General features: G+C 72.4%; 18 protein-coding genes. 10 read left to right on the forward strand and 8 right to left on the reverse strand.

Going from position 1 to position 16,441, the window contains the following annotated elements; translation table 11 throughout:
- Positions 1–12: 12 nt before the first annotated feature.
- Positions 13–444 carry an Hsp20/alpha crystallin family protein gene (locus DC008_RS01835; RefSeq protein WP_108705387.1) on the reverse strand — a complete coding sequence of 144 codons (432 nt, stop codon included), beginning with the start codon at positions 442–444 and terminating at the stop codon, positions 13–15.
- Positions 445–603: 159 nt separating this feature from the next.
- Here DC008_RS01835 and DC008_RS01840 point away from each other — a divergent pair, with 159 nt between their 5' ends.
- Positions 604–1,272: a type III effector protein gene (locus DC008_RS01840; RefSeq protein WP_108705388.1), complete on the forward strand. Its 669-nt coding sequence runs from the start codon at positions 604–606 to the stop codon at positions 1,270–1,272.
- Positions 1,273–1,491: 219 nt separating this feature from the next.
- On the forward strand, positions 1,492–3,000 hold the full coding sequence (gene proP / locus DC008_RS01845; RefSeq protein ID WP_108705389.1) for a glycine betaine/L-proline transporter ProP: 1,509 nt from the start codon (positions 1,492–1,494) through the stop codon (positions 2,998–3,000).
- 96 nt (positions 3,001–3,096) lie between these two features.
- On the opposite strand, the gene DC008_RS01850 is transcribed toward proP, so the two are convergent.
- From DC008_RS01850 to DC008_RS01865, 4 genes are all read right to left on the reverse strand, one after another.
- A complete protein-coding gene (locus DC008_RS01850) occupies positions 3,097–3,219 on the reverse strand; it encodes a ribosomal protein bL36 (protein WP_108705390.1) in 123 nt (40 codons plus the stop codon).
- A gap of 62 nt (positions 3,220–3,281) precedes the next feature.
- A complete protein-coding gene (locus DC008_RS01855) occupies positions 3,282–3,539 on the reverse strand; it encodes a type B 50S ribosomal protein L31 (RefSeq protein ID WP_055619861.1) in 258 nt (85 codons plus the stop codon).
- 47 nt (positions 3,540–3,586) lie between these two features.
- A complete protein-coding gene (gene rpmG, locus DC008_RS01860; protein WP_055619860.1) occupies positions 3,587–3,751 on the reverse strand; it encodes a 50S ribosomal protein L33 in 165 nt (54 codons plus the stop codon).
- A gap of 268 nt (positions 3,752–4,019) precedes the next feature.
- The gene (locus DC008_RS01865) at positions 4,020–4,268 is read right to left on the reverse strand and encodes a DUF5133 domain-containing protein (RefSeq protein WP_055619859.1); all 249 of its coding nucleotides are present in this window, start codon (positions 4,266–4,268) and stop codon (positions 4,020–4,022) included.
- A 338-nt stretch (positions 4,269–4,606) separates the two neighbouring features.
- Here DC008_RS01865 and DC008_RS35335 point away from each other — a divergent pair, with 338 nt between their 5' ends.
- The 4 genes from DC008_RS35335 to DC008_RS01875 all read left to right on the forward strand — a co-directional run bounded on the left by DC008_RS35335 (position 4,607) and on the right by DC008_RS01875 (position 7,089).
- Positions 4,607–4,933 (forward strand): hypothetical protein, encoded by a 327-nt coding sequence (locus DC008_RS35335; protein ID WP_164492246.1) that lies wholly within the window; start codon positions 4,607–4,609, stop codon positions 4,931–4,933.
- 108 nt (positions 4,934–5,041) lie between these two features.
- Positions 5,042–5,377, forward strand: coding sequence for a hypothetical protein (locus DC008_RS35840; protein ID WP_244221525.1), 336 nt, complete (start codon positions 5,042–5,044; stop codon positions 5,375–5,377).
- A gap of 23 nt (positions 5,378–5,400) precedes the next feature.
- Positions 5,401–5,814 carry a PP2C family protein-serine/threonine phosphatase gene (locus DC008_RS35845; protein ID WP_235071652.1) on the forward strand — a complete coding sequence of 138 codons (414 nt, stop codon included), beginning with the start codon at positions 5,401–5,403 and terminating at the stop codon, positions 5,812–5,814.
- A gap of 234 nt (positions 5,815–6,048) precedes the next feature.
- Complete coding sequence (locus DC008_RS01875) at positions 6,049–7,089, forward strand: PucR family transcriptional regulator (RefSeq protein WP_108710520.1); 1,041 nt, start codon at positions 6,049–6,051, stop codon at positions 7,087–7,089.
- Between the two features lie 12 nt (positions 7,090–7,101).
- On the opposite strand, the gene DC008_RS01880 is transcribed toward DC008_RS01875, so the two are convergent.
- Positions 7,102–7,908 (reverse strand): hypothetical protein, encoded by an 807-nt coding sequence (locus tag DC008_RS01880; protein ID WP_108705391.1) that lies wholly within the window; start codon positions 7,906–7,908, stop codon positions 7,102–7,104.
- 126 nt (positions 7,909–8,034) lie between these two features.
- Here DC008_RS01880 and DC008_RS01885 point away from each other — a divergent pair, with 126 nt between their 5' ends.
- Positions 8,035–8,757 (forward strand): hypothetical protein, encoded by a 723-nt coding sequence (locus DC008_RS01885; protein WP_108710521.1) that lies wholly within the window; start codon positions 8,035–8,037, stop codon positions 8,755–8,757.
- A 16-nt stretch (positions 8,758–8,773) separates the two neighbouring features.
- Here the strand turns inward: DC008_RS01885 and DC008_RS01890 are convergent, their stop codons facing one another.
- Complete coding sequence (locus DC008_RS01890) at positions 8,774–9,667, reverse strand: YihY/virulence factor BrkB family protein (protein ID WP_108705392.1); 894 nt, start codon at positions 9,665–9,667, stop codon at positions 8,774–8,776.
- Positions 9,668–9,824: 157 nt separating this feature from the next.
- Positions 9,825–10,271 carry a hypothetical protein gene (locus DC008_RS01895; RefSeq protein ID WP_108705393.1) on the reverse strand — a complete coding sequence of 149 codons (447 nt, stop codon included), beginning with the start codon at positions 10,269–10,271 and terminating at the stop codon, positions 9,825–9,827.
- Positions 10,272–10,539: 268 nt separating this feature from the next.
- Here DC008_RS01895 and DC008_RS01900 point away from each other — a divergent pair, with 268 nt between their 5' ends.
- The 3 genes from DC008_RS01900 to DC008_RS01910 all read left to right on the forward strand — a co-directional run bounded on the left by DC008_RS01900 (position 10,540) and on the right by DC008_RS01910 (position 16,389).
- Complete coding sequence (locus DC008_RS01900; RefSeq protein ID WP_108705394.1) at positions 10,540–12,183, forward strand: serine/threonine-protein kinase; 1,644 nt, start codon at positions 10,540–10,542, stop codon at positions 12,181–12,183.
- Entirely contained in the window at positions 12,180–12,845 is a 666-nt protein-coding gene (locus DC008_RS01905; protein WP_235071557.1) for a hypothetical protein, read from the forward strand. The genes DC008_RS01900 and DC008_RS01905 overlap by 4 nt, the downstream gene beginning before the upstream one ends.
- 274 nt (positions 12,846–13,119) lie before the next feature.
- On the forward strand, positions 13,120–16,389 hold the full coding sequence (locus DC008_RS01910; RefSeq protein ID WP_108705395.1) for a LamG-like jellyroll fold domain-containing protein: 3,270 nt from the start codon (positions 13,120–13,122) through the stop codon (positions 16,387–16,389).
- The last annotated feature ends 52 nt before the right edge of the window (positions 16,390–16,441 follow it).

The raw sequence follows: 16,441 nt of genomic DNA on the forward strand, positions 1-16,441 counted from the left end.
GGCAGGCCGGGATCAGGCGGACAGCTCCTGGCGCCGCGACGACTCGCCGACGACGATCTTGCGCGGCTTGGCGCGCTCCGCGATCGGGATGCGCAGGGTCAGCACCCCGGCGTCGTACTCGGCCTCGATGTTCTCGGTGTCGAGCGTGTCGGCCAGCATCACACGGCGCGAGAAGACGCCCAGCGGCCGCTCGGACAGCTCCATCCGGACGTGGTCCGAGGTGCTCGGCCGGCGCTCGGCCTGGACCGTCAGCATGTTCTTCTCGACGTCGATGTCGATCGCGTCCGGGCTCACACCGGGGATGTCCAGCTCGATCACATAGACATCGCCTTCACGGTGGGCGTCCATCGGCATCGCCGCCGGGCGCGACCAGGTCCCGGACGTCCCGAGGAACTGCTCGGCGATCCGGTCCAGCTCACGGAAGGGGTCGGTGCGCATCAACATCGGCAAAACACCTCCTGTGCGTCGGGCAGTACTGCTGCCAATGCGCTTCACCTGACTCTGTCGTACCATGTCATCGAAACGATGACAAGTGCGATGTCATCAGAACGATGACGACCGACGAAGGACCCGATCGAAGGACCCGATCGAAGGAGGAAGGCCGTGTCGACGCCCGACGAGCGGTCCGCCGATGGCGCCCCGGCGTCCTTCCTGGCGGCGGAGACGGCACTGCGCGCCATGACGGAGGCGGTGAGCGCGGCGCGGACCGCCCCGGCGGGCGACGCGGACGACGCCCCGCCCGCCCCGGAGCAGGCGCTGGCCGTCCTGGTGCTGCTGCGGGACGTGCGCCACCAGCTGGCCCAGTGGGAACCGGGCCTGATCGAGGCGGCCCGCGAGGCCGGCGCCAGCTGGGCGGATCTCGCCAGTCCGCTGGGGGTCGCCAGCCGCCAGGCCGCCGAGCGGCGCTATCTGCGCGGACGTCCTGGCGGCGAGGGCAGCACCCGGGAGGAGCGCGTCAAGGCCACGCGCGACCGGCGCGCCGCCGACCGCAAGGTGACCGCTTGGGCCCGCAGCAACGCCGGTGAGCTGCGCAGCCTCGCCGGTCAGATCGCCGCCCTACCCGATCTGCCGGAGGCCGCTCTCGCCCCGCTGCGGCGGCTCGCCAACGCCCTGGCCGACGACGACGCCGCGCTGCTGCTGGCGCCCCTCACGGACACCGAGCCGCATCTGCGCGACCACCACCCCCGGCTCGCCACCCGGATCGACGACCTCACCAGCCACGCGGACCGGCTCCGCCACGACAGCGACGCGGACCGCGGCGCGCGGACCTGACCGCGCGCCGCGTCGGCTCACGCTTCCGTCCGCGTCCGTCCGCTTCCGTTCGGGTGACCGGCGGGGCGGATGCGGAGGCGGGAGAGGGGGCGGGGCCGACGGGGCACCCGGCCGGGTGCCCACGTGACGGCGACGACATCGGACGGTCGCGGCGTTTGCGAGCGGCGGGGGTGAGCAGGCGATGGTCTGCACATCAGCGCTCGGCAGAAAGGACCCCTCATGGCGGTCAGCGACTCGGACCTGGTCGAGGCCGATACCGATCCGGGGGCCGTCCGGCGTCACCGCACGCTCTTCAGGGCGGTGAAGCGGCGCCGGAACCCACCGCTTCGGCGTACGGACATCACGGTCACGGACGAGGCGGCGGTGAAACGGGCGGTCAAGGCCGCATCCCTCGGCAACGCCATGGAGTGGTTCGACTTCGGGATCTACAGCTATCTCGCGGTCACGCTCGGCCATGTCTTCTTCCCGTCCGGCAACGACACCGTGCAGCTGCTGTCGTCGTTCGCGACCTTCGCGGTGTCGTTCCTGGTCCGTCCGATCGGCGGCATGGTCTTCGGGCCGATGGGCGACAAGATCGGGCGCAAGAAGGTCCTGGCCTTCACGATGATCCTGATGGCGATCGGCACCTTCGCCATCGGCCTGATCCCGTCGTACGCCACGATCGGCTTCTGGGCGCCGGTCCTGCTGATCTTCTTCCGGCTGGTGCAGGGCTTCTCCACCGGCGGTGAGTACGGCGGCGCGTCCACGTTCATCGCCGAGTACGCGCCGGACAAGCGGCGTGGTTTCTTCGGCAGCTTCCTGGAGATGGGGACGCTCGCCGGGTACGTGGGCGCCGCCGGGCTGGTCACGATCCTGACGTCGGCGCTGGGCACCTCCGGGATGGAGTCCTGGGGCTGGCGGGTGCCGTTCCTGGTGGCCGGGCCAATCGGGCTTGTCGGGCTCTATCTGCGGCTGAAGCTGGACGAGACGCCCGCGTTCCAGAAGCTCGAGGACGAGTCGATGCACCGCGCATCCGAGGCCGCCTCCTCGGTGGAGACGACGGCCACCGGCGACCTGAGGAAGATCTTCCGCGAGTACTGGCCGACGCTGATCCTCTGCATCTGCCTGGTCGGTGCCTACAACATCACCGACTACATGCTGCTGTCGTACATGCCGACGTATCTGTCGGACGAGATGGGCTACTCCGAGACGCACGGTCTGCTCGTCCTGATCGCGACCATGGTGGTCCTGATGCTGGTCATCAACCAGGTGGGCAGGCTCAGCGACCGGGTGGGCCGAAAGCCGCTGCTGATGGCGGGGATGCTCGGCTTCCTGGTGCTGTCCCTGCCGTCGTTCCTGCTGGTCCGGCAGGGCAGCCTGGTCGCCGTGGCGGCGGGCATGCTGATGCTGGGCCTGTCGCTCGTGTGCCTGCTGGGCACCATGTCGGCGACGCTGCCCGCGCTGTTCCCGACGCAGGTCCGCTACGGCTCCCTGTCCGTCGGCTACAACCTCTCCGCGTCCCTGTTCGGCGGCACCACCCCGCTGGTCATCACGGCGCTGATCTCCGCGACGGGCAGCGATCTGATGCCCGCCTACTACGCGATGGGCGCGGCGCTGGTCGGTGTGATCGCCGTGGCGTTCACGAAGGAGACGGCGCGCCAGCCGCTCGCGGGCTCCCCTCCGTCGGTCGCGACGGCCCGTGAGGCCGCCGAGATGGTCGAGAGCCAGGCGCCGGCACCCAAGTTCTGACGGGCGGGTGCGAGGACCCCGCCCATCAGCGACACGGCCCGGCATCCGCGTGCGCGCGGATGCCGGGCCGATGTCGTGTGCCGGGAGGCGCCTGGGTCAGCCCTGGCGGGCCTTGAAGCGCGGCTCCTTCTTGTTGATCACGAACGTCACGCCGCGTCGGCGCACCCCCTGGGCGCCGGGCCTGGCCTTCAGCGAGCGCAGTGACTTGCGCACCTTCATCGCGGTCTCCTCTCGGGTCGACGGACCGGTGTGTCCCTCGTCAGCGGGTCATCCTCGGGTCGTCAGCGGGCGGCGGCGGTACGGCCGTAGCGCCGCTCGAACCGCTCGACGCGTCCGGCCGTGTCCAGGACGCGCGAGGTGCCGGTGTGGAACGGGTGGCTGGCCGACGAGATCTCGACGTCCACCAGCGGGTAGGTGTGGCCGTCCTCCCACTCGATCGTCCGTGCGGAGTCGAGGGTGGAACGGATGAGGAAGGACTGCCCCGACGCGCGGTCACGGAAGACGACGGGACGGGAGTCGGGATGGATGCCGGGCCTCATGGGATGTCCTTTCGCCGGGGCCTGTCATGGTGTGGTGGGACGCGGGGTCAGCGCTCCTCGCGGAACGGGACGTGCGCGCCGGCGACCGGGTCGTACTTGCGCAGGACCAGCCGGTCGGGGTCGTTGAGTCGGTTCTTGCGGGTCACGTACGTGACGCCGGTGCCGGCCGTCGACCTCAGCTTCACGACGGGACGTGCGGTGCTGCGTGCCATGGGGTGCTTCCTTTCCGTCTGCACATGGGCCGATCGCGACCGATCACCGAACCGATTGACTCGAACATGTCAGACATGCGGTTCAACCATCGGGTCCGGGGTTTCATTCCCGGCCCCCGAGGGGGCGGTGGCGCTCGGCCCCTCGGCCGTGCGGTGGAACGCCGGGCGGTCCCCGGTCATTCCCGGCCGGCTACGGAACCCTGAACGACCAGCGGGCACGGCGCGCGCGGCGCCGTGCCCGTGGTCATGCGGTGCGGAGGCCCGCCCGTCAGGCGGCCAGGGTCTTGTCCTCCTGGATCGCCGCGGCCTTCCGGTCGGCGCCGTACCGCTGGAGGAGCACGTCCGCCGCCGCCAGCGCCTCGGCGACCGTGCGGGTTCCGACCATGACGCAGAGCGTGTACGTGGCGTCCTCGAGGGCGCCGGCGCTGTGAGCTGTGGGGTGCACGTCGTGCGCGAAGCGCACTTCGGCGAAGCGCGCCAGTGCGGCACGCAGGTCCTTCTCGGACGGCAGGATCATGGCAAGTCCCCTCTGTGGGCACGCAGCCCGCACCCGTCGGGGTCACCGCGACGAACAGGCTGGATGCCGGCACCACACACCGGAGCCCGGCGCCGATCGCACCGAGCTGAACCCCAAGTGCCCCACAGGGAACGATTTACACCTGTAACACCATCGAAGTCCCCCGTTCGGAGCAAGGCGAGGACGCCCGGACCGACCGCCGGAACCCGTCGCACCCCGGGCTTCATGGACGGCCCCCGGTGAGGACCATGAGATGGCACGGACGCGCGTGGGCGGCCCGGCGCACCCGGCGGCGCGGACGCCGCACGGGACGCGGACCGGACGGAGACGGAGGGGCTGTGACGAACGAGGCCGCCGTCCTGTCCGCCCTTCTGGCGAGCGCGAACCGGGTCACCGCCGCGGACATCCCGGCGCTCATCGACGAGGCCGGGCGGAAGCTGGGCCTGTCGGGCACCCAGGTGTACCTGGCCGACCTCCCACAGGCCCGGCTGACCCCGCTGGCACACCCGGACCCCAAGGCGCCTTCCTCCAACGAGCCCATCGAGCCCACCGAGCCCAGCAAGCCCAGCAAGCCCATAGAGATCGAGGGCTCGACGGCCGGGCTCGCCTACCGGACGCAGCGGACCCAGCGCTCCCGCGACGACTGCACGCCTGGGTGCCGATGATCGACGGGGTGGACCGGGGGGGGTGTCCTGCGCGCCACCGCGCCCTGCTCCGAGGACGCGCGGCTGGAGTCCTGCGCGGCCCTGGCGGCGGGGCTGGCGACGCTGCTTGTGCTGGCCAAGTCGTCGCACGACGAACTGCTGGTGCACCGTACCCGCTCACGCACCATGGCGCCCCAGGCGGAGCTGCTGTGGGCCTTCGTGCCGCCGCGCACCATCGGCACGGACGACGTCACCTCCACCGCGCTCCTCGAACCGGCCTACGACGCCGGCGGCGACGCCATCGACCACAGCCTCGGCGACGGCGTTCTGCACCTCGCCCTGCTGGACGCCATGGGGCACGACCTGGCCTCCGGCGGCACCGGCGCGGTCGCCCTGGGCGCGTCCCGTGCCACCCGTCGCGCCGGGGCACGCTGGACATCGCCACCACCATCGACACGACGCTGAGCGAGTGGATCCCCGACCATCTGCTGACCGCCGCCATCGCCCGACTGGACATTGCCACGGCCCGGTTCACCTGGATCAACTGCGGGCACCCGCCGCCGCTGCTCATCCGCGACGGCCATGTCGTGCCGCAGGCCATGGAGTTCCCCGCGCATCTCCCTCTCGGCCCGGGACTCGGCCCGGCGGCGGCACCGGACGAGCACCACGTACGGCTCCAGCCCGGTGACCGGGTCCTGCTCCACAGCGACGGCGTCACCGAGGCCCGCACGAGCGACGGCTCGCTGTTCGGCGACCAGCGGCTCGCGGACGGCGTGATCCGGACCATGGCGTCCGGCAACAACCCCCCGGAGACCCTGCGCCGGCTCGTCCGCAACCTGCACGAACACCACCGGCTGCACGACGGCGCCACCATCATGCTGGTCCGCCGGCACCCACACTGACCCGGCCTGTCACAGCATCGGTTGCGGTGCCGGGGTCCTGCCGCAACCCGGCAGAACCTTGGTGCCGCAACCATCCGTGGTGCTCCCCACGGGCCATGAAGCTGCGGGACCGACCCCTTCCGCATTGCCGGTTCCCGGCAGAATTCACTAGGGTCTGCATGCCGACGGCCGTCACCGTGCCGGCGGTGGCACACCGGGGGCGAGGGGTGGGGGCGCGTGAGCGAGCGGGAGACCATGAGGCCGTACCTGACGGGGTTCGCGGAGATTCTCACCGATGTCTCCGGTACCGGCCGCCGGCTGACCCGGGACGAGATCGAGGCCCGGCGCGCCCTCGGCGAACAGGCGGCCGAGCACGGGCACACCCTGCGCACCCTGGTGCGGGCCCACCTCAGGGCGACCCAGGAGGACTGGCCCGCCTCCCCACGCCACCCGGACGGTGTCCTCGCGGCCGTCGAGCAGGCGGTCGACGCCTTCGCCGAGGGCTACGAGCGCGCCCAGCGGCTGGCCGTACGACAGGAGGAGGCCGCGCGCCGGGAGTTCATCGACGACCTGCTGTACGGCCGCAGCGACCTGGGGCGGCTCGCCGAACGGGCGGAGCGGTTCGGCCTGGTGCTGTCCCGGGCGCACGCCGTGGCCGTGGCCGAGGGGCCGGAGGCGTACGACGACACCGACCCGGTGACCCGGCACGTGGAGAACGCGCTCATCGCGCGCTTCGGTGACCGGCACATCCTCCTCGCCACCAAGAACGGGCAGTTGGTGTGCATCGCCCCCGGCGACGACCGTGACGTCCTGCTGCACTTCGCCAAGCAGGCGCACGCCGCCACCGACGGCAGCCGGGTGGCCATCGGCCGGCCCAGGACCGGCGCGGGCGGCGTGGTGCACTCCTACGAGGAGGCGCTCAACAGCCTCCAGCTCGCCGCGCGCCTGGGCCTGGACGACCCCGTGGTGCACGCCGCCGACCTGCTCGTCTACCCGGTCCTTGCCCGTGACCGGCAGGCCATGGCCGACCTGGTGCTCGGCGCGCTGGGGCCGCTGCGCGACGCCCGCGGCGGCGCCGAGCCGCTGCTACGCACCCTCCAGGTGTACTTCGACTCCGGCTGCACCGCCGCCGAGGCTGCCCGCCGGCTGTCGCTGAGCGTGCGTGCCCTCACCTACCGGCTGGAACGCATCCACCAGCTGACCGGCGCCAACCCGGCCGACCCCATGCACCGGTACACCCTGCAGACGGCCGTGATCGGGGCGCGCCTTCTGGGCTGGCCCGAACGGGACATCTGACCCGGCGCCGGATCAGGGCCGGTCGGCGAACGAGGCCTCGAGGGCGGCGATGTGCCGGGCCTCCGCCTCCTTGCGGACGGCGGTGAAACGGCGGTCGACGATCAGGAGGGGGACGGCCCACAGAGCGCCCCACAGGCTGAAGGAGTCGACGACTCCGGTCTGTCGCAGCACGGTGTTCGTCAGGACGCAGAGGATGCCGCAGATCGTCCAGGCGGCCGTGCGGTGCCGGCCGAGGAACCGTACGGGGGCGTTCCAGGGACCGGACAGCGCCTCCAGGGTCGCGGCGCGCACGATGGCGTCGCGGTCCACGCTGTCCTCCGCCGGCGCCGCGGTGCCCTGCCGCAGGTCCGCTTCCAGGGTGCGGGCCTGGATCTCGGTGGCGTGGCCGACCGCGGCGGTCGCCGCCGCCATCCTGACCTCGTCCAAGTAAGTGCGGCGCTCCCAGCGTTCGGCGGCGGCGACCTGGGCGGCCTCCGCCGAGTCCGGCGCCAGCTCGTCGAGGCGGCGGGCCAGGACACGGGCGCGGGCGGCGCGGCCCGGGTGGTCGAAGGCGTCGGCGCGCAGGCACAGTTCGGCGTACCCGGCCAGGAGCCCGAGGTGGTCGCCGTCGAGCGCGAGCCCGGCCCGGAAGGCCTCCTCCGCGCGGTCGTCGTGGTCGTCCTCGTCCTCGGCGGCGTGCCCCAGCGCCAGCCAGCAGTACAGGTCGGGGTGGGGGCCGAGTTCGTCCAGGCCCTCCTGGGCGGCACGCCGCACGGCCGCGTTGCCCCCCGCCGTGAACAACTGCTCGCAGCGCTCCTGGTACGCGTCGATCGTCGTCATGCGGGCTTCCCCCCTGCCTGCCACCCGCGCGAGGTGGACCTCTGTGTTGGGGGATCTTCGCAGTTCCGCGGCGATTTGACGATCAAGGAATGGTGACGGTCGGACGCGTGTGGTGAAGTGGGGATCATGACGACGAGTGACGCGGTCGTGGTGCCGGAGCTGTACTCGGGCTACCCCGGGGTGGCCTTCGGCGGGTACGTCGCCGGAGTGCTCGCGCGGGAGTCCGGGGCGGGGACGGTCCGGGTCGACTTCCGGGGCCCGGTGCCGGTCGAGGAGCCGGTGAGGCTGGCCGGGCACGGGGACGGCGGCGCGGAGTTGGGCGAGCCCGAGCGGCCGCTGGCGACGGCGCGTCCGGCCCGGTTGACGCTCGACGCGCCCGAGGCGCCCTCATGGGAGGAGGCGTCGGCGGCGTCCGACCGGTTCCGGGCCGACCCGCCGTCCGGTGTGGTCGACTGCTTCGGCTGCGGGCTGCGCACCGCCGACCGGGGCCTGCGCGTGTACTGCTCCCCCGTGCCGGGCCGGGATCTGGTGGCCACGGCCTGGACGCCGTCCGCCACGTTCGCCGGCCCCGACGGCCTGCTGCCCGACGAGCTGGTCTGGGGTGCCCTGGACTGCCCGGGCCACTGGGCGGGCCGCTTCCTCGGCACCCAGCAGCCGGGCGCGGTCACGGCCGCGCTGACGGGGACGATCCTGCGGCCGGTCGTCGCGGGCGAGCCCCATGTGTCGTACGCCTGGCTGCTGTCGGAGAGCGGCCGCAAGCACACGATGGGCGTGGCGCTGGCGACGGCCGAGGGCGAGGTGTGTGCCCTGTCGGAGGCCCTGTGGATCGACCCGAGGCCGGCGGAGTGACGGGGCGCGGGCTCGGTCAGGCCGGCTCGTCCCGGTTCTCCACCCTGCCCAGTTCCGCCGTGAACTGGGCCCCCGCGAGCAGGGCCAGGTTGGACAGCCACAGCCAGATCAGGGAGACCACGACGCCCGCGAGTGAGCCGTACAGCCTGCTGTAGGTGCTCAACGCCGAGGTGTAGAGGGCGAAGAGGGCGGACACCGCCAGCCAGAGGGTGGCGGCGAGGGCGCCACCGGGCAGGCTGAGGTGCCGGGCTCGGGCCTGGACGGGACCGGTGCGGAACACGGTCACCACCAGCAGGACCACCAGGCACAGCAGCAGCGGCCAGCGCAGCAGGGTCCACGCCCACGCCGCCATGACGTCGAGGCCGAGGGCCCGGCCGGCGGCCTCGGCCACCGGGCCGGACAGCATCAGCACCAGCGAGCTGAGCAGGAGCAGCCCCAGCAGGGCGAGGGCGGTGAGCAGGATGCGGGGGGCCGTGCGCCAGGGTGAACGGTGGTCGTCGACGCCGTGCATCCGGTGCAGGGCGCGCCGGAAGACGGCGAGGTAACTGCTCGCGGACCACAGCGCGCTGACGGCGCCCGCGACCAGCAGGGTCCAGGCGGCGGAGCCGCTGCGCAGGGTGCGGGCCAGCGCGTCGTGCAACTGGCCGCCCGCCTGGCCGGGGGCGTAGTCGGTGACGTGCCCGATGAAGTCCTCGGCGGTGTCGGGGCCGATGAGGCTGAACGCGACGACGGTGACCATGAGCGCCGGGAGCAGGGCCAGGATGGCGTAGTAGGTGAGGGCGGCCGCGTAGTCGGAGATGTCGTCGCGCCACATGGACGCCGGGGTGCGGCGCAGGGCGGGCGCCCAGGCTCGGGGGACGCGGTTCACCGGGGGCGGGGGCAGGGGTGCGGGCTGCGGTTCGGCGGACATGGCCTTCGGGGGGTGGGGGCGCGGGAGGCGAACGGTACAGCGGCGATGGGCCGTCTCGACACGGCAGGGCGGCGGCGCCTCGCTGTACGTGCGAAGTCGCCACCGCCCTGCCGTGTCGGCGGGCCGGCCCGTGTGCCGGACCGGCGTGGCTCAGCGATCAGATCCGGCCACCGGTGAGCCGGGTGATCGGGCCGAGCGTGCGCCGTCCCGCGCGTCGTCCGGCCGCGTACGTGGACGCGCTGAGCACCGCCAACCCCGTGCCGACGCCGGCGGCGAGGGCCTTGCGGTGGGCGAGGGCCGTCCACGCCGTCGTCGCGAGGGTCACGGCCTGCCCGGACGCGGAGACCACGGCCTTGCGTCCGGCCTCGACGTTCCGGGCCGCCGACTGGGCGACGGCGGAGGTGGCCTTGGCTGCCCGCTCGGCCGTGCCCGTGACGGCTGACGCCGCGTCACCGGCCTTCTCCGAGGCCTTGCCTGCGGCCTTCTCCGTCGCCTGGGAGGCCGGTGCGGTCGCCCGCGAGGCGCTCCGACGGGCCTTCGCGGCCGTCTTCTTGGCGGTTGCGGAATCCTGGTTGGTGTCGTTGTTGGATGGGCTCATGGACATCGCGTTGCCCCCTTCCGCGGCAGCAAACCCGTTCGACCTTGACCATCCGCGGAGCTGCCCGCCCCATCGTCCACCGAGACCGTGTGTCGTCGGTCCGCGACGGCTTCGTCACGGTCGGGGCACGCCTTGCCGTTCGCTCTGGCCACGCAACCGCGACGGCCGAAAATGTGTCTCTGAGCCCAGGACACGGCCGCCGCCGGACGGCCGGGGCTCCGGTGCGACGGCGACACGGCCGGCCGGCGCCGCCAGGCGGCCTGGGGGGACGGACATGAGTACACGGACATGGGAAGTACCCGGATACACCGGGTCGCTGGAGCTCGGTTCGGGGGCGAGCGGACGGGTCGTGCTGGCCGTCCACGAGGAGACCGGTGTGCCGGTCGCGGTGAAGTACCTCAGCGAGTCCCTGCGCACCCGGCCGGGCTTCGTGCACGACTTCCGCGCCGAGGCACGGCTGCTGGGCGGGCTGGAGAGCCCGTATGTCACCGGGCTGTACGAGTACGTGGAGAGTCCGCGGGGCGCCGCCATCGTGATGGAGCTGGTGGACGGCGTCTCGCTGCGGAACCTGCTGACCCGGCAGGGCCCGCTCACGCCCGAGGCCGCCCTGGTCGTCCTCAAGGGCTCGCTGCTCGGGCTGGCCGACTCCCACCAGGTGGGGGTCGTCCACCGCGACTACAAGCCCGAGAACGTCCTGGTCCTGCCGGACGGCACGTCCAAGCTGGTCGACTTCGGCATCGCCGTGGACGCCGGGACGGACGGCGGGGTGGCGGGCACCCCGTCGTACATGGCGCCGGAGCAGTGGACCGGCGCGCCCGCCTCCCCCGCCGCCGACGTGTACGCGGCGACGGCCACCTTCTTCGAGTGCCTCACCGGCCACAAGCCGTTCGCGGGCGACAACATCGCCGAGCTGGCGCTGCGGCACGTCGAGGCCCCCGTACCGGCCGAGGAGGCGCCCGAGCCCGTACGCGACCTGGTGCGGCGCGGTCTGGCCAAGGACCCGGAGCAACGCCCGGCGCGGGCCGCGGAGTTCGTCCGGGAGCTGGAGGCCGCGGCCGGTGCCGGGTACGGGCCGGACTGGGAGGAACGCGGCCGGGACCGGCTCGCGGCGCTGGTGGCCCTGCTGCCGCTGCTGCTGCCCTCGGCCCGGGACGGTGCCCGCACCACGACCGACAGCGCGCACACGGTGCTCGGCCCCGCGCCCGACCCGGGCCTCGTACGGGCGTGGCTGCCGGGCCGGGCCGGGATGCTGGCGTCGGCCGCCGTCGTCCTCCTCGGCGTCCTGCTCACGTACGGGGTGCCGTTCGCCCCGGACGAGGCGGCGCGCGACACGGCCCAGGCGGTCGCCACGAGCAGCTCGGAACCCGGCGTGTCGGCGCCGGAGTCCGCCACGCCGAGCACCTCCGCCTCGCCGTCCGGCTCCCCCGGCCCCTCCGCGTCGGCGGACGCCTCGCCCACGACGGCGACGCCCACCGACGGCACCAGTGCCACGGCCTCCGCCTCCCCGGCCGGCGAGGGCACGACGGCGCCCGCCGGCACGGGCGGGACCACGGCACCCCCGACCGGCACTCCACCCACGGAGCCCACCGCGCCGGCCGTGAAGAACGTGGCCCTCTCGGGGTTCACACAGACCGGGCCCATGACGGCCACCGGGACCGTCGTCGTCACCACGGACGGCACCGGCCCGGTCTCCGTCACCGTCTCCTGGTCCACGGGCAATCTCCCCGGAGTGCCCGGGGCCGCCGACGGCGCCGCCCAGACCTTCACCCGCAGCGGCGCCACGCAGTACACGATCCCGGTGGCCCACACCTTCCAGAACCGGGGCTGTTACTGGACCGTGCAGGCGACGACCGATCCCCCGGCCGCCGGTGGAACGGCCTCCCAGCAACTCCTGAGCAGGCAGTGTGATCTGCGATGAGCGCACCCGACGACATGACGGCCGACCTCGGCGCACGCCCGACGCCACCGGCCCCCGCCGACACCGGCTACGGCACCGGTTACAGCGCCACCGTGCTCGGCAGCCACTGGATCCAACGGCCCGAAGAGGACGGCGAGGAGACGCTGGTCGCCCCGCCGCCCGACCGCGTCGAGGGCACCGTGCTGCGCTTCGGCCCCGGTGTCACCGCCGCCGTCGCCCACCGCACGCACCGCACACTCCCCGCCCTCCCGCCGGCCCCGGCGCCGCCCCGCCGGGGACTGCGCCGGCACACCCTGCCCGTACTGGTGCTGCTGTGCGTCCTCGCCTTCCTGGCCTGGCAGCGCCTGGGGCCGTCCGTCCAGGTGCGGTCGGTCGCGGTGGCCGTGCGGCCCGCGGTGCTCCCCTGTGACGGCACCGCGAACGTGGTCGCCGTGGTCGGGACGAACGGCCGCCCGGGAACCCTCACGTACCGCTGGACCCGCAATGACGGTACGGAGTCCGGGGTGTTGCGCGAGGTGGTCGCCCGGGATCAGCGGCAGGCACGCCTCACGCTGCGCTGGACCTTCGAGGGCGAGGGCCGCCGCACGGCCCGGGCCGAGGTGGAGATCCTCTCCCCCGCCCATCTGACGGCGGACGCGCGGTTCACCTACGACTGCGGCTGAACTCCCCCACGCCGGCGGGCGCAAAGCCGCTGATGGCGTGGGGTGCGGTGCGTCGGGTGCGCTCCATGTCGGCGGCGGGCGTGCCGTGGTGACGGAGCGACAGAGTGCTGCGCGAGGTCTGGACAGCCATCCGAAAGGCGTGTTGTCATTCCGCTGTCGCAAGATTTTCCAACGTTGAAAGAGCCGCCCCGACCGCGTCCGTGCAGGTCCTGCGACCCACCCGTGCACGTGCCGACCGGCACCGGTCCGCGGCCTCTGTGCGAGGAAAGGTTCGATGACAAGACAACACAACCGCCCACGAGCCGCCGTGTGGGCGCTGCTGGCCGCGGCCGCCCTCGTCGTCCCCCCGAGCGGCCTGGCCGCCACCGCGTCGGCGGCGGAGCCGGCCGGCAGCGCCCAGGCCCCCTCCGCGCCGGCGTCCGACGTCGTGGTGCACGGCCTGAAGGGCGAGTACTTCGCCATGTCGGCCCCGGGCGCCCGGGACTTCGCACAGCTCGGCGGCACACTGCTCGAGCCGCAGATCAACTTCTCCGGTCTGACCAGCACGTTCCAGGAGCTGAACGGCAGGACGGAGCACACCACCGCCCGCTGGACCGGTCAGATCGAGGCACCGGCCACCGGCGACTACACCTTCTACGCCATCGGCGACAACGGCTTCCGGCTCTTCATCGACGGCGAGCCGGTCATCGACCACTGGGAGCCCGACTGGGACAAGGAGCAGACCAGCGCCAAGATCCATCTCGAAGCCGGGGAGAAGCACGACTTCCGGCTGGAGATGTTCCAGGACTTCGGCGGCGCCAACATGTTCCTGCGCTGGTCCGGCCCCGGCATCGCGAAGCAGCTCGTGCCCATGTCGGCGTTCACCCCGCCGGAGGGCTTCGAGGTCTACCCGGTGGAGCTGACCGTCGGGGCGGACGGCCGGAAGCTGCGCGCCCGCTTCGAGGGCAGGGTCGGTGATCTGAGCGCGGTCAAGGAGCATCTGAAGGTCGAGGCCGACACCACGGCCATGCCCCTGAAGTCGGTGGCCGTGGCCCCCGGCGACCGCAACTCCCTGATCGTGACGCTCGCCGAGCCCATCCAGAAGGCCCAGCAGGTGAGGGTCGGTTACGACGGCGAGGGCGGTCTCACGTCCGGCGGCGAGACCGTGCCGAAGGTCATCCGGTACGCCGAGAACGCCTCAACCCACCGTCTCACCACCAAGTGGGGCGACAAGGTCGACAAGAAGAACCCGCTGCCGGAGTACCCGCGCCCGCAGCAGGTGCGTACCAAGTGGAAGAACCTCAACGGCACCTGGCAGTTCAGCGGCGCCAAGGCCGGTGAGCAGCCCGTGTTCGGCAAGGACCTGCGCGAGAAGATCGTCGTGCCGTACCCGGTGGAGTCCCAGCTCTCCGGGCTGGAGCGGCACGAGGACCACATGTTCTACCGCCGTACGATCACCGTCCCCAAGGACTGGAAGGTCGGCGGCCGGGACAACCGGCTGAAGCTGAACTTCGGCGCGGTCGACTACCAGGCGCGGGTCTACGTCAACGGCACGAAGGTCGCCGAACACACCGGCGGGTACGACGCGTTCAGCGCCGACATCACCGACGCGCTGAAGGGCACCGGGCCGCAGGAGGTCGTGGTCGCGGTCACCGACACCGGTGGCGCCGACCAGCCGATGGGCAAGCAGTCCACGAACCCGGGCGGCATCTTCTACACCCAGTCGTCGGGCATCTGGCAGACGGTGTGGATGGAACCGGTCGCGAAGGCGTCGATCGATAACGTTGTCTCGACCCCGGACATCGACTCCGGCACCCTCGCGGTGACGGTGGAGTCGGCCAAGGCGTCGGCGGGCGCCCGGGTCGAGGCCGTGGCGCGGGACAAGCGCGGCAAGGTCGTCGGCAAGGTCAGCGGCCCGGCGAACAAGCAGCTGCGGCTGCCGGTGGCGAACCAGCACCTGTGGAGCCCGGACGACCCGTATCTGTACGACCTCGACGTCAAGCTCACCGACGGCCGGTCGACGGACAAGGTCGGCAGCTACTTCGGTATGCGTGAGATCGGCGTCGCGAAGGTCGGCGGCTTCCAGAAGCTGGTGCTCAACGGCAAGCCGGTCTTCTCCCTCGCCACCCTCGACCAGGGCTTCTGGCCCGACGGCCTCTACACGGCCCCCAGCGACGAGGCGCTCGCCTTCGACCTCAAGGCGCACAAGGAGCTCGGCTTCAACGCGGTGCGCAAGCACATCAAGGTGGAGCCGGCGCGCTGGTTCTACCACGCGGACCGGCTGGGTCTGCTGGTCTGGCAGGACTTCGTCTCCGGCAACCTCACCAACGAGACCGGGCACACCGCCTTCGTCGACCAGGGCCGCGAGATCATGCGCGAGCACCACAACGCGCCGTCCGTGATCGGCTGGATCGTCTTCAACGAGGGCTGGGGCGAGTGGGACCGCACCGAGACCGGCAAGATCACCGAGGCGGTCAAGGAGGCCGACCCGTCCCGTGTCGTCAACGCCCACAGCGGTGTGAACTGCTGCAACTCCAAGGGCGACTCGGGCAAGGGCGACATCATCGACCACCACGACTACAACAACGAGGACCCGCCCTTCCCTGACGCCGAGCGGGCGGCGATGGACGGTGAGCACGGCGGCTTCACCCTGCGCTCCCCCGGGCACATGTGGCCGGGCGCCCCGACCGTGATCTACAGCGGCGTCGACAGCAAGGAGGCGCTGACCCGCAAGTACGTGGAGAACACGGAGAAGTTCTACCTGGACCAGGCCGCGGCCGAGCTGTCCGGCTCGGTGTACACGCAGATCACGGACCTGGAGAACGAGCTCAACGGCCTCTACACGTACGACCGTCGGGAGATCAAGGTCGATCCGGCGCCGGTCCGTGAGATCAACCGGAAGGTCATCGCCGCCGGCGCCTCGGCGGGCGACCGGCTCCCGTTGAAGGGCGGCGGCTCCTGGTCCCTGGACGAGGGCTCCGGGACCACGGCGAAGGACGACGGCCCGAACAAGAAGCCCCTCACGCTCAGCGACGGCACCAGCTGGACTCCGGGCGTCAACGGCAGCGCGCTGAAGTTCGACGGCAAGGGGCAGTACGCCGAGACGGCCGGGCCGGTGCTCGACACCACGGGCAGCTACACGGTGTCCGCGTGGGTACGGCTGGACGAGCTGCCGGGCAACTACGCCACCGCGGTCAGCCAGGATACCCGGCGCCAGGCCAGCCCGTTCTACCTCCAGTACGGGCAGGGGGCGTTCGCCTTCAGCACCCCGGGTGAGGCCCGCGCCCGGCTGGTGACGACCCCGGAGACGGGCCGCTGGTACCACCTGGTCGGCGTCCGCGACGGCTCGGACAACACGATCACGCTGTACGTGGACGGCAAGCGGGCGGCGTCCGCCGCCGGCGGCGCGGCCTACCCCAGCACCGGTTCCCTCGCGGTCGGCCGGGCCCAGTGGGGCGGCAACGACACCGACTTCTGGAACGGTGCCGTCGACGAGGTCCACGCGTTCGACAAGGCGCTCACCGCCGAGGAGGTGAGCGCGCTCTACACGGACGAGAAGCCGTAGCGGTTCGGCTCCTTGGACGGCCCCGGTGGGAGGTGGCTCCCGCCGGGGCCGT

The sequence above is a fragment of the Streptomyces nigra genome, from assembly GCF_003074055.1.
In the GTDB taxonomy this organism is placed as follows: domain Bacteria; phylum Actinomycetota; class Actinomycetes; order Streptomycetales; family Streptomycetaceae; genus Streptomyces; species Streptomyces nigra.